At 70.1% G+C, this 12,447-nt stretch carries 14 protein-coding genes; 9 read left to right on the forward strand and 5 right to left on the reverse strand.

Annotated features, from left to right (window positions below; genetic code table 11):
- The first annotated feature begins 16 nt into the window (after nucleotides 1–16).
- The 6 genes from WEF05_04220 (at nucleotide 17) to WEF05_04245 (ending at nucleotide 4,181) form a co-directional block, all read left to right on the forward strand.
- Entirely contained in the window at nucleotides 17–235 is a 219-nt protein-coding gene (locus WEF05_04220) for a DUF4244 domain-containing protein (GenBank protein ID MEX1101102.1), read from the forward strand.
- A complete protein-coding gene (locus WEF05_04225) occupies nucleotides 228–623 on the forward strand; it encodes a TadE family protein (GenBank protein ID MEX1101103.1) in 396 nt (131 codons plus the stop codon). The genes WEF05_04220 and WEF05_04225 overlap by 8 nt, the downstream gene beginning before the upstream one ends.
- Nucleotides 620–1,009: an Rv3654c family TadE-like protein gene (locus tag WEF05_04230; GenBank protein ID MEX1101104.1), complete on the forward strand. Its 390-nt coding sequence runs from the start codon at nucleotides 620–622 to the stop codon at nucleotides 1,007–1,009. Before WEF05_04225 ends, WEF05_04230 begins: the two co-directional genes overlap by 4 nt.
- A 63-nt stretch (nucleotides 1,010–1,072) precedes the next feature.
- Nucleotides 1,073–1,471 carry a DUF5318 family protein gene (locus WEF05_04235; GenBank protein ID MEX1101105.1) on the forward strand — a complete coding sequence of 133 codons (399 nt, stop codon included), beginning with the start codon at nucleotides 1,073–1,075 and terminating at the stop codon, nucleotides 1,469–1,471.
- 86 nt (nucleotides 1,472–1,557) lie between these two features.
- Entirely contained in the window at nucleotides 1,558–3,789 is a 2,232-nt protein-coding gene (locus WEF05_04240; protein ID MEX1101106.1) for a transglycosylase domain-containing protein, read from the forward strand.
- The gene (locus tag WEF05_04245; GenBank protein ID MEX1101107.1) at nucleotides 3,786–4,181 is read left to right on the forward strand and encodes a GNAT family N-acetyltransferase; all 396 of its coding nucleotides are present in this window, start codon (nucleotides 3,786–3,788) and stop codon (nucleotides 4,179–4,181) included. Before WEF05_04240 ends, WEF05_04245 begins: the two co-directional genes overlap by 4 nt.
- Nucleotides 4,182–4,604: 423 nt before the next feature.
- On the opposite strand, the gene WEF05_04250 is transcribed toward WEF05_04245, so the two are convergent.
- The 5 genes from WEF05_04250 to WEF05_04270 all read right to left on the reverse strand — a co-directional run bounded on the left by WEF05_04250 (nucleotide 4,605) and on the right by WEF05_04270 (nucleotide 9,628).
- Complete coding sequence (locus WEF05_04250; GenBank protein ID MEX1101108.1) at nucleotides 4,605–6,713, reverse strand: ATP-binding protein; 2,109 nt, start codon at nucleotides 6,711–6,713, stop codon at nucleotides 4,605–4,607.
- Between the two features lie 114 nt (nucleotides 6,714–6,827).
- Nucleotides 6,828–7,466: a response regulator transcription factor gene (locus WEF05_04255; protein ID MEX1101109.1), complete on the reverse strand. Its 639-nt coding sequence runs from the start codon at nucleotides 7,464–7,466 to the stop codon at nucleotides 6,828–6,830.
- A gap of 67 nt (nucleotides 7,467–7,533) precedes the next feature.
- Nucleotides 7,534–7,695 (reverse strand): hypothetical protein, encoded by a 162-nt coding sequence (locus WEF05_04260; GenBank protein MEX1101110.1) that lies wholly within the window; start codon nucleotides 7,693–7,695, stop codon nucleotides 7,534–7,536.
- A 95-nt stretch (nucleotides 7,696–7,790) separates the two neighbouring features.
- The gene (locus tag WEF05_04265; protein ID MEX1101111.1) at nucleotides 7,791–9,203 is read right to left on the reverse strand and encodes a glycosyltransferase 87 family protein; all 1,413 of its coding nucleotides are present in this window, start codon (nucleotides 9,201–9,203) and stop codon (nucleotides 7,791–7,793) included.
- A 53-nt stretch (nucleotides 9,204–9,256) separates the two neighbouring features.
- Nucleotides 9,257–9,628 (reverse strand): VOC family protein, encoded by a 372-nt coding sequence (locus WEF05_04270; GenBank protein ID MEX1101112.1) that lies wholly within the window; start codon nucleotides 9,626–9,628, stop codon nucleotides 9,257–9,259.
- 96 nt (nucleotides 9,629–9,724) lie between these two features.
- On the opposite strand from WEF05_04270, the gene WEF05_04275 reads away from it, so the two are divergent.
- Genes WEF05_04275 through WEF05_04285 form a run of 3 tightly spaced genes read left to right on the forward strand, consistent with a single transcriptional unit; the run spans nucleotide 9,725 to nucleotide 12,437 of the window.
- Nucleotides 9,725–10,507, forward strand: coding sequence for a MerR family transcriptional regulator (locus tag WEF05_04275; GenBank protein ID MEX1101113.1), 783 nt, complete (start codon nucleotides 9,725–9,727; stop codon nucleotides 10,505–10,507).
- Nucleotides 10,504–11,205: a ubiquinone/menaquinone biosynthesis methyltransferase gene (locus tag WEF05_04280; protein MEX1101114.1), complete on the forward strand. Its 702-nt coding sequence runs from the start codon at nucleotides 10,504–10,506 to the stop codon at nucleotides 11,203–11,205. The genes WEF05_04275 and WEF05_04280 overlap by 4 nt, the downstream gene beginning before the upstream one ends.
- An 8-nt stretch (nucleotides 11,206–11,213) precedes the next feature.
- Nucleotides 11,214–12,437, forward strand: coding sequence for an isochorismate synthase (locus WEF05_04285; GenBank protein MEX1101115.1), 1,224 nt, complete (start codon nucleotides 11,214–11,216; stop codon nucleotides 12,435–12,437).
- The last annotated feature ends 10 nt before the right edge of the window (nucleotides 12,438–12,447 follow it).

Here is a 12,447-nt window from a genome sequence, read left to right on the forward strand (position 1 = left end):
AGAAGGAGGGATCCGCATGCTCGCAGCGTTCGTGATCGCCGTGCTCGCTCGTCTCCATACGCTCGTGGTGCCGCGCGAGGTGGGCGGAGAAGATGGGCAGACCACCGCTGAGTACGCGCTGGTGATCCTGGCGGCCGCCGCGGTCGCCGTCGTGTTGATCGTGTGGGCGCGCTCGTCGGGCAAGCTGCCAGCGTTCTTCGACGGCATCATCGATCAGGTGGCGGGGAGTGCCTGACCGCCACATCCGCCGGGGGCGCGAGCGCGGGTCGGCCACGGTCGAGTTCGCGCTCGTGCTCCCGATCGTCCTGGCGATGGTGCTCGCCCTCGCACAGATCGGCCTCCTCGCGCGCGATCGCCTCACGCTGGAGTACGCCGCGAGGGCGGGGGCGCGCGAAGCAGCGGTCTCGGTCGACGAAGCGAGTGTTCGCGCGGCCGTCGACGGGGCCGCTCCGGACCTCGGAACGAGCGTTTCGATGACGATCCGACGGCCCGGATCGGTGGGTGATCCCGTAACGGTCGACATCACCACCGATCGAGCGATCCTGGTTCCGCTCGTGGGGTGGCTCTTCCCTTCGTCGGTCGCCATGACGGCGAGCGCGACGATGCGTCAGGAGGTTCCGTGAGCGCGAACGGCGAGCGCGGCTCGGTGACGGTCGTCGTTGCCGCGATCCTCACCGGCGTGCTCGTCCTCGGCCTCGGGGCCGCTGACCTCGCCCGCGTGCTCGCCACCGCCGGCCGAGCGCGCACCGCGGCGGACGCGTCGGCGCTCGCGGCCGCCCAGGAGCTCGTGTTCCCGAGCGGACCGGCCCCCGGCGAGATCGCGGCGACCTATGCCAACCACAACGGTGCGGGCCTCGACGCCTGTTCGTGCGAGCCGGGATCGGCCGAGGTCACGGTGCGAGTGTGGGTCCCGGTGGGCCCCCTCCTGTTGTTCGGCGACGACCGGGTCGTGCATCGAACGGCCCGGGCGGAAGTAGTGCTTCCGCCCCCTGAGGAGGTCGTTCCCTGAGGGCGCATATCGGGCGGACGGCGGACGCGCGAGTCACCGATCGCGCGTACAATCGCCCCCACGATGGGCACGAAGAGATGGAGCCCGAAGCGCACCGGCAACGCCCGCCCCCTGGGCGTCGTCGACTACACGTTGGCCAAGCGCGCCCTGCTGCGCGACGCGGCGCGCGGGCTGCTGGGGCTCACCGACCTGACCGACGCCCACCCCGAGCTGATCCGGGCGGCCAAGCACGTCGGCGAACCGACACGTCACGACTGTCCCGTGTGCGGCAAGGAGAAGCTCGTCCTGCTCGCTTACGTCTACGGCGACGATCTCAAGCACAACAACGGACGCGTCTGGAGCCTGCAGACCGCGCTGCGCATGGCGGCGGCGCACGTCGGCTCGTGCTGCTACGTGGTCGAGGTCTGCAAGAACTGCCGCTGGAACCATCTCTCCGAGGCCTACACGGCTTCTGTCGGCTGACCTCGATCGTCCCCCCGCCACCGGAACGCCACACCCGTGTTCCCAGGATGCGACCCGTCCTCGCAGGTCGCCGGTAGGATGGGTGCGTGGCAGCGGAGACCCCAGTTTCCCGCGCGCCCTCGCGCAAGGGCAAGCACGCCGCCCCCCGGACCTCGCGGAAGACCAAGACCGCTCGCAAGCGTGGGTTCTTCCGCCGGTTCTGGTGGGTGTTCGTCGCCGTTCCCCTCGCCGGCGTGCTCTCGGTGGCCGGGGCCCTCTGGTACACCTACGGCCAGATCCAGCTCCCCGAGGCTCCGCCGCCCCTGCAGACCTCCTATGTCCGTTACGACGACGGCACGCTGCTGACGACCCTGCACGACGAGCAGAACCGGACGATCGTCGGGTTCGGGCAGATGCCGCAGGCGCTGCGTGAGGCGGTCATCGCGACCGAGGACCAGGACTTCTACGAACACTCGGGGTTCGATCCGATCGGGATCGCTCGCGCGGCCTGGCGGGACATCGTGCTGCGCGAGGCGGCCCAGGGCGCATCGACGATCACCCAGCAGCTCGTGAAGAACGTGTACGCCGGCACCTACGTCCAGAAGGGCGACCGGCGCGTCTACCGGATCCCCGAGCGCACGCCGCAGCAGAAGGTCCGCGAGGTGCTGCTCGCGATCAAGCTCGAGCAGGAGATGGACAAGGACGAGATCCTCGCGACGTACCTGAACACGATCTATTTCGGCAACGGCGCGTACGGGGTCGAGGCCGCCGCGCAGACCTACTGGAACACCTCCGTGAGCCGCCTCGGGATCCTCGAGTCGGCCCAGCTCGCGGGGATGATCGCGAGCCCCGAACGGTTCGATCCTATCGACCACCCGAACGATTCGGCGGTCCGGCGCGACTACGTGCTCGACCGCATGGCCGCCGAGGGCTACCTGACCGAGGCGCGCGCCGCGCAGCTCCAGAACAAGGAGCTGCGGATCAACCAGTCTCGCCGCGCCGCGTATCCGCGCCCGTGGTTCGTCGACTACGTGAAGCACTACCTGGAGTCCGAGGCGGGGATCGACGGCTTCGGCGGGGGCTACGAGATCACCACGACCCTCGACCAAAGCATGCAGGAGGCCGCGGAGGATGCGATCGCCGACAACCTGCCCGACGATCGCGACCCGCAGGCCGCGCTCGTGGCGATCGAGCCCTCGACCGGCGCGGTGAAGGCGTTCGTCGGCGGCCGCACCTACGAGGAGTTCAAGACCGGGCCCGCGCCGGGTCTCGGCGGGTTCGCCCGCTCCCCGGGCTCGACGTTCAAGTCGGTGGTGCTCGCGGCCGCGCTCGACGAGAGGATCTCCCTGAACTCGACCTGGTCGGGTCCCTCCACGATCACGATCCCCGATGAGGAGTGCTACACGGACGGCGGCCCGTGGCAGCCTTCGAACGCAGGCGACAGCACGGCGGGAACGTTCTCCCTGGCGACCGCGACGAAATACTCGGTCAACACCGTGTTCGCGCAGGTCGGTCTCGAGGTCGGCCTCGACAAAGTCGCCCAGATGGCGAACGACCTCGGGATCCGTTGGTCGAAGATCGGCCAGGAGTGCTCGCTCAGCCTGGGCGCGCTCGACATCACGCCGCTGGAGATGACGAGCGTGTACGCGACGCTGGCCGCGCGCGGCGTCTACCGGACGCCGACTCCCGTCGCGCAGGTTGCCGATCCCGGCGGCAAGACCTTGTGGGGTGGCAAGCAGGCCGCGGAGAAGGAGCGCCTCGACGGGGAGCGGGTGCTCTCTGGCAACGACGCGGCGCTCGTCTCCTACGCCCTCGAGGGCGTGGTCGAGGACGGCACGGGAACCGCAGCGGCGTTGGTCGATCGCCCGGTCGCCGGCAAGACCGGCACGGGACAGGACTACAAGAACGCTTGGTTCTGCGGCTACACGCCCCAGCTCGCCGCGTGCGTGTGGGTCGGCTACCCCAAGACCGAGGAGCCGTTGCTGAACGTCGAGGGATACGCGCAGGTCTACGGCGGCACGATCCCCGCGAACATCTGGCAGGACTTCATGACCGAGGCGACGGACGGGATGCCGGTGCGCGCGTTCCCGGAGCCGGACTTCGGCGGTTATGGCGAGCCGGACACCGATCCCATCGTCCCCGAGCCCACCGAAGATCCGGAGCCCACCGAAGAGCCCGAGCCCACGGAGGAACCCGAACCGACCGAGGAGCCCGAGCCCACGGAGGAGCCCGAGCCCACGGAGGAGCCGACCGAGGAACCCACGGACGAGGAACAACGCCTAGCGCTCGTCCCGGGGTGGTTCGTCCTCCCGGAGTCCTGGACCCCGTTCGCCGCGTGACGATCGTCTATGAATGGCGCGGCGCGTTCGACAGCCCCGAGGTCGACGTGCTCCACGCGGAGGGGTTCGAGCACCCGATCCTGAACTACGACTGGAGAGGCCAGGTCGAGCGCCACAGCCTCGGGTGGGTGTGCGCCCGCGACGGCGACGATCTGGTCGGCTGGGTGAACGTGGCCTGGGACGGCGCGACCCATGCCTTCGTGCTCGACACGCTCGTCACCGCACGGGCGCGACGACAGGGCGTCGGCACCCGTCTCGTCGATGCCACCGTCCCCGAAGCGCGCGCCGCCGGTTGCGAATGGCTCCACGTCGACTTCGAAGACCACCTTCGCTCGTTCTACTTCGAGGCGTGCAGCTTCACGCCAACTAACGCTGGGCTGATCGCCCTGTAGCGTCGGAGAGTGCCTCGAGATCCTCGGTGATCGTGATCGGTGCATCCATTCGTCCGGTAAAGCAGTCGTGGAACGATTCCTCAACCGGGTCGGGGTCGCCGGGAGTCAGGAGCCAATCGAACGCCTCACCGAGGACTGATTGCGCCTCCTGAACCCTGCCCGCCTCGGCGTAGGGTCGCGCCAGCGCCTTGCGACACGTAACCCGACGCCGGTGACTTGTCGATCGCCAGCTCAAGGAGAGTGAAGGCATCGTCGGGCTGGAGTTCCCCTATTTGGTCATGCGCGACGTACGTGAGGTGCAAGGCTGCCGCGCCGACCTCACTGGTTTCCTCGACGACCGGACTTAGGAGATCTACGGCTTCGCGGATCGCCGTCTCCGTCATGTCTTCTGTGCCCTGTGTCCTCCATGAGTCCGAGAACGGGCTAGACCGCGACTTCGCGAGCGCCGGCGCGATGCAGGGGCAGAGTGGCGAGGATCGTCGTTCCCTTGCCGGGGGTGGAGTGCACCATGAAGGTGCCGTTCGCGAGCTCGACGCGTTCGCGCATCGAGGCGAGTCCGACCCGGCCCTGGCGCAGGTAGTCGCGGGCCTTGGCCGCGTCGAACCCGATGCCGTCGTCGACGACCTCGAGCCGGAGTTGGCCGGCGTCGGCCTCGATCTGCACCGCGAGCTTCGACGCTCCCGCGTGCTTGCCGGCGTTCGACAGGGCCTCCTGCACGATCCGGTAGGCGAGCGTCTCGAGGTCGGTCGGGACCTCGGCCTGCACGTTGCCGTTGAAGACCGTCTCGACGTCCTGCTCGTCGCCGAACCTCGAGAGGGTCTCGCGGATCGCCGGGACCAGGCCGCGCTCCTCCAGCAGCGGGGGCCGCAACCCGGACATCAGACGCCGGAGGTTGTCCGCCTCCTCCGACAGCTCCACGCGGACCTTCATCAGGATGTCGACGCCGTCCTCGAACTCCCCGGCCTTGATCATCAGCAGCGCCGCCTCGAGCGACAGCGATGCGGCCGACACACCCTGCACCGGGCCGTCGTGCAGATCGCGGGCGATCCGGTTGCGCTCGGACTCGATCGCTGTGTTCGTTCGACGCATGATGCGCGTGCGGTCCTCGTCCCGGTCCTGCAGGAACTGGAACAGCGAGCGGATCGTCTGGTCGGCAACCCGCGCCGCGGTCACGTCGCGCACCAGCAGCAGGCGCACCGGCGGGTCGCTCGGGATCTCGGACACACGCGCCTCCAGGTACAGGGGCTGGCCCTCCCGTTGGAGCAGACCCTGGCCGGTCACGAGCAGCTGGGTGAAGGAGTCGTCTGCGCCGTCGACGGCCGCTGCGACGGCCGTCCACGGCTGGCCCTCGATCACGTCGCGGGGCAGCTTCACCATGCGGCAGAACGCGTCGTTGCAGCGCAGGATCGCGTCGCGCCCGTCGAGCTCGACGATACCGTCCACCGCGGCCTCGAACACCAGTCGCAGGTGTTCCTCGGAGGTTCGCAGGGTTTCGTTCGCCTCGCGCACGCGTTCGAGCGCGAGGTCGGTCTCGGCGAGCGCCGCCTCCTTCTGTTCGAGCGCGGTGCTCGCCTCGCGCCGCGCCCGGGTGCTCCGCACCTGGTTCACGAGGATCCGCAGAGCGATCGCCGCGGCGAGCAGCCCGATCAGCACTCGCGTCTGCGTGGCGTCGACCTGGTTGTCGAGCGCAGCGACGGTGACGCTCGCGAGCGCCGCGCACGCGGCGGCGACCGCGATCGAGGTCAGCAGCGGACGGCCCCACCGTGCGGAGACGCCGGCGTGCGGCCCTCCGCTCTGGGGGAGGAACGCGACGAGCCCGCCGAGCACCAGCCCGCCGAGGGCGAAGGCGAGCGGCACCCCCGCCTCACTCGCGACGTGGGTGCCGTCGACCCACCGGTCGCCGAGGAACAGGGTGGCTCCCGCGAGCAGCACGAACACCGTGGCCATCCCGATGTGGGCCGGACTCGGGACCCACAGCGCGAGGGCTCCGTACCCGGTGAACACGGCCGCCGCAGAGATCGCGAACACGGCCGCGGAGAGCGTCGTCGCGGTGTTCGCGTCCGCGGGAACGATCTGCAGGTAGGCGATGCACGCGAGGGCGGCGGTGATGAGCGCCACGTCCGTCACGATCTCCCGGCGGTCCGTGTGTTCGAAGTGCGCCCGGTACTCGTCGCGCAGCGGCAGCAGGAACAGTCCGGCGATCACGAGGAACCCGATGTCCCACGTGCTCGGGGCGAAGTCCGGTGTCGGGGTCTGGATCTCGATGATGAAGAAGACGGCCCCCACGATCGCGACCGAGAACACCGCGAGGGCGAGCGGACCCGCGGCTCGCCACTGGCCCTCGGACCCGCGGCTGCGGGAGATGATCCCGGCACCGACCAGGCCGCACAGGATCGTCAGCGCGTCCCAGGTGACCGCGAGCGATCGTGGGGTCTGTGGAACGACCGACGGCAGGATCAGCAGTGCCGCGACCGCGATGCCGAGCGCGGCCACCGCCGGGAGCGCACGGGGACGAGGGGTGACGGAAGACATCTGCGCGTTCGATGATGTGCCGTACGAGGCATTCATCACATCACCTGTCCGGGCCGTCCCGGCTGACTCGTCCGACCTAGGCCGGACGAACCACCGAACCGGCGCCGCCCTCGGTCACTCGATCAGGCGACGGCGAAGCGCCTCGGCCACGGCGGCCGTACGGTCGGATGCACCCAGCTTCTCGAAGATGTGCTCGAGGTGGGTCTTGACCGTGTCCGGGGAGATGTAGAGGCGCTCGGCGATATCCCGGTTCGTGTGCCCGAACGCGAGCAGTTGGAGGACCTCGATCTCCCTGGCCGTCAGGGTCTCGGCGCGCCGGTCGCGCTCCTTGGCCTGTGAGAGCTCCTCCGCGAGGGCGACCACGAGTTGCGGATCGATCACCATGTTGCCGCCGGCCACGAGCCGAACCGTCTGGATCAGGTGTTCCGCGTCGCGCGCCTTGAGGACGTACCCTCGTGCGCCCGAGCGGACTGCCTCGACGACGAACTGCCGATCGTCGTAGGCGGTCAGCATGATCACGCCGACGGTGGGGAACTGTTCCCGGATCAAGCGGGCGGCCTCGAGGCCGTCCATCTCCGGCATCCGGATGTCGACGAGGGCGATGTCGGGGGTGCTCTCACCGATGAGGGTGAGCAGCTCCTTGCCGTTCGCCGCCTCACCGACGACCTCGATCCCGTCCGCGAGCTCCAAGTACCGCCGGAGTCCCTGCCGCACGAGCGAGTGGTCGTCCGCGATGGCTACCTTGATCGTCACCCGTCCCTCCCTACCTGGTCGGCCCCCGGTGGGGGTGCTCTCAATCCTAATTGGTCGGCACCCCGGGTCAGAAGATGTAGTACCAGTTCACGAAAAGCAAGGTCAGTGTGCCGAGGCCCGCGGCGGACACCGCCACCAGGCCGGATCGGCCGATCGCGTGCTTGGCGACCAGATCGGCCTCGACCCAGAACAGGGGGAACAGCACGAGCGCGAAGCGGGGCAGCGACATCAACGGCCGTCCGCGTACGCATACGTCAGGGGGACCAGGAGGCCGAGCCACACGTACACAACGTAGGTCGGTCGGAGGACGCGGACGGCCCACGTTCACGCCGGAGCGCTCAGCGGGGCCGCGGTTCCGAGAACGGCCGGATCGGGCTGCTCCGCGGGGAGCCGCTCGGTCGGGCGCCGCACCCAGCGGGCCACGCACCAGACGAGCACGCCGGCGCGGAGCAGCACCGCGAGCTGGAACCACCCGATCGTGAACGCGTCGACCCATCCGTCGATCCCCGGGTCGGTCTGGCCGAAGAACGCGAAGCGGGTCACGAACACGGCGACGTCGGCGACCGAGAAGGCGGCGAAGGCGCGAAGGTCCGGCAGCACGAGCGCGAACCACGGCAGCAGCCACAAACCGTACTGGGGCGAATAGACCTTGTTCGTAAGCAGGAACACCACGAGGAGCGCGAACCCGAACGTCCAGCGCGGGAAGTCCGGTTGGCGCCGCGCCTTGGCGCGCCACACCAGCACCGAGACGACGACGAACAGCAGCAACGAGAGCGCGTTGACCGCCGACACGCGTTCGCATAACCCGGCCGCTCCGGGGATCCGCTCGCAGCCGATGTACCAGAGGCTGTCCCAGTCGGGGGGACGTCGCGAGTTGAAGCGGAAGAACTCCCACCACCCGGAGGTCGCGAGCAGCATGAACGGCAGGTTCACCGCGAGCCAGGTTCCCGCCGTCGCCCACGCGAGCTTCGTTCCTCCGACCGGGCGCCGGTCACGGAAGCGTCCCACCACGAACGGGATCGCCACCAGCGCCGGGTAGGCCTTCATCGCCGCGCCCAGTCCGAGCATCGTGCCCGACCACCCGTCCCGCCGTTCGATGTAGGCGAGCGTGCCGAGCGTGGCGAACGCGACCGCGAGCAGGTCCCAGTTCACGAACCCGTAGATCAGCAGGGTCGGCGACAGGGCGAAGAACAAGGCGCGCCGGCCACCCACGAGCAGGTAGAGCGCCACGGCGATCGCGACCGCCGCGAGGGCCAGTATCGCGGCGTTCCAATAGAAGAACCCGGCGTAGCTGCGCGACGAGGCTGCTCCCTCGAGAGCGGGGCCGGTCGAGGGAGCGAGCCACGCCGCCACGCGCATCGCATACATCGATCCGACCGGATACTCGTCGCACGCCGTCTCGCGAACCACACACGGGTCGAGGTACGGCAGGCGACTCCCGGTGACGAGCTGTTCGGTCCCCAGGAGCGCGACGATGTCGGAGTAGCACAGGCGTGTGTACTGGCGGCCGTCGCTCCAGACGCCGTCGGCGCAGGGCTCCTTCGCGGCGGCGCCGATCGCGAGGGTGGCGCAGAGGCACGCGAGCACCAGTCCGAGCCCGATCCCGTGGCGAGCGGGGCCTGTCTGGGCGCGTGGGTGGCCGGACGCGGGCTCGGGATCGTCGGGGTCGGGGTCGGACTGCGGGCCGGGTTCGTTCCCGTGAGGGTCGCGCGCGTCGTCGGGAGGGGAGGGTCGCATGTCGCGCGATTATCCCCCGCCGCCGAAGCGGGGATCGCCGGAGGGAGACGGGTCTACGGGTTCTCGGGGATCTGCTGGACGTTCCAGCCGTTCCCGTCGGGATCGCTGAAGAACACGAACAAGCCCCAGGGGAACTCCTGGACCTCGCTCACCTCGACCCCTCCCTCGACGAGAGCTGCGCGCGCGGCGCCGACGTCGTCGACGACGAGCTGGAGGCCCTGTGCCGATCCCGGCTGCGCGTCGGTGAGGCCGCGCAAGATCGAGATCGAGCAGGCCGACCCGGGCGGGGTCAGCTGGACGAAGCGGATCTCGTCGTTGACGGTGACGTCGTTGTCCTCGAGGAACCCCACGCGCCGCGTGTAGAACTCCTTCGCCCGGTCGACGTCGGAGACGGGCACGTTCACCAGTTCGAGTCGCAGATCCATGGTCGCGAGCCTACGCCGCAGCTCCGACGGTCGCAGCGAGCGCCGTGGAAGGTTCGAGCGAACACTCGTAGAGTGACTGGTCATGAGGTCTCGGCCGTGAGGTACCGCGTGGAACAGCTGGCCGCGGCCTGCGAGGTATCCGTGGACACGGTGCGGTACTACCAGTCGCGCGGGCTGCTCCCGCCGCCGGAGCGCGAGGGGCGAGTGGCGTGGTACGGCCCCGAGCACGCCGACCGGATCCGGCAGGTTCGGTGGCTGCAGAAGAAGGGCCTGACGCTCGCCGCGATCCGGCGCGTCGTGACCGGCGAGCTCGGGCCGGCCGACGCCGACCTCGCCGCCGCGGTCGCCGTCGCGCGCGACGCGGGGGGCGTGAGCGAGAGCGACGACGACGCCGAGCTGCTCGATCTCGAGGCGTTCTCCGCTCGCAGTGGGGTACCGGCGTCGCTGATCCAGGCGGTGGAACGCGAGGGGATCCGGTTCGGGCGCACGGTCGGCGGCGAGCCCCGGTACACCACGGCCGACATCGAGATGGTGCGTACCGCGCTCAAGCTGCTCGAGTTCGGGCTCCCGCTCGGAGACCTGCTCGCCCTCGCACGGAGCGCCGACGACGCGATGCGCGGGCTCGCCGAGCGCGCGGTCGAGCTGTTCGACGAGAGCGTACGCAAGCCGATCCGCGACACGGCCTCGTCCGACGATGCGGCGGCCGAGCACCTGGTCGAGGCGTTCCGCTCGCTGCTGCCCGCCGTAACCGAACTCGTCGCGCGACATTTCCGCCGGGTGCTGCTCGAGACCGCGCTCGCACACATCGAGAAGGTCGGCGACGCCGCCGAGGTCGAGGCGACCCGCGCCGAGTCGCTGCGATTGGAACGCTCCCCGTGAGCTCCCCGCTGCCCGGTGGCAAGCTGCCGGAGGGAACGGACAAGGCGCGGCGCGTCCGTGGCATGTTCGACACGATCGCCGGGCGGTACGACCTCGTGAACCGGGTGATGACGTTCGGGATGGACGTGGGGTGGCGCCGCCGGGCGATCCGCGATCTGCGGCTGCCGGGTGGCGCTCTCGTTGCCGACCTGGCATGCGGCACGGGGGACCTGTGCCGCGAGCTCGACACCGCCGGGTACCGGGCGGTGGGATTCGATTTCTCGTTCGGCATGCTCGCCGAGGCACGGACCAGGGTTCCGTTGGTGCAGGCCGACGCGCTCGCCCTTCCGCTCGCAGACGGACGGATCGACGGGGTCACGTGCGGCTTCGCACTGCGTAACGTCGTCTCGCTCGAGACGCTGTTCGCCGAGCTCGCCCGCGTCGTGCGTCCCGGCGGGAGGATCGCGCTGCTCGACGCGTCCGTTCCCGACAACCCCGCGTTACGGATCGGCCACGGCGTCTATTTCAACCGGGTCGTTCCCCTCGTGGGAGGGCTGCTGTCCGATCGCGAGGCGTATCGCTACCTGCCACGTTCCCTCGCCTACCTCCCACCGGGCCCGGACCTGGTCACGATGCTCGGAGTCGCGGGGTTCGACGACGCAGTGCGGACACAGCTCGGCGGAGGCGCGGCGCAGCTGCTCACCGGAACCCGGCGTTGAGCTCTGTCGTGCCCCGTTCCGAGCGCCTGGGGCCCGCGTTCGACCTCTTGGGCGCTTACCGACCCGATGGGTTCTTCCTGGAACGGGCCGGGGTCGGGCTCTGCACGTGGGGCGCGGTGGACCGTGTCGCGGCCGACGGCGGAGCCCGTCGCACGACTCGGCTCGCCGACGCCGTGGCCGACCGGCTCGCCGCGATCGGGGAGGTCCCCGACGGGCCGGGTCCGGTGGCCGTCGGGGCCTTGCCGTTCGCACCGGACGTCCCCGCGCACCTGACCGTCGCGTCGCACGTGGTGTCGCGCGGCGACGACGGGGTGGCCTCGCGCCTCGATCTCGCCGACAAGGACGATGCAGTCTCGTCGGATCGATGGGTCGGCCGGGCGTTCCCTCACGAGGCGTTCTCCGCCCCGCACGTGACGGCCGTTCCCGAGCCGAGCGTGTACGCGTCCATGATCGCCCGCGCGGTCGAACGGATCGGTGATCGGGCGCTGGACAAGGTCGTCCTCGCTCGCACGTTGACGGTCGATGCGAACCGTGAGCTCGATCCCCGGCAGCTCCTCCAGCGCGCGCGGTCGGTCGATCCCGAGTGCTACGCGTTCGCCGCCCCGGTCGCCGGCGGTGCGATTCTCGTCGGCGCCTCGCCCGAACTGCTCGTGCGCAAGGACGGACCGATCGTGTCACTGAACCCGCTGGCCGGTTCCGCCCCGCGCGCGGGGGATCCGGCAGCCGACCGGCGCAACGCGGACGGGTTGCTCGCCTCGGACAAGGAACGAGAGGAACACGGGATCGTCGTGCGCTCGCTCGCCGCCGCCCTCGCGCCTCTGTGCGACGACCTCGACGTGCCCGACGAGCCGGAGCTGCTCGCCACCGCGAACGTCTGGCACCTCTCGACGCGGATCGGAGGACGGGTGCGCTCGGACGTGGACAGCGTGCTCCGTCTCGTCGACGCGATCCATCCGACGGCAGCGGTCGGGGGCGAGCCGACACCCGCCGCGCTCGCGACGATCACCGAGCTCGAGCCGTTCGATCGCGGCTGCTACGCAGGCCCGATCGGCTGGGTCGACGCGGCGGGCGACGGCGCGTGGGCGATCGCGCTCCGCTGCGCCGAGCTGTCGGGGTCGACCGCTCGGTTGTTCGCCGGGGCCGGTATCGTGGCAGGCTCCGATCCCATCCAGGAGGTCGAGGAGACCGAGCGGAAGTTCCGCGCCCTGCTCGATGCTCTCCGATGGGGATAGGTGAGCGACG

Source organism: Actinomycetota bacterium, from assembly GCA_040881665.1.
Classification (GTDB): domain Bacteria; phylum Actinomycetota; class UBA4738; order UBA4738; family HRBIN12; genus JBBDWR01.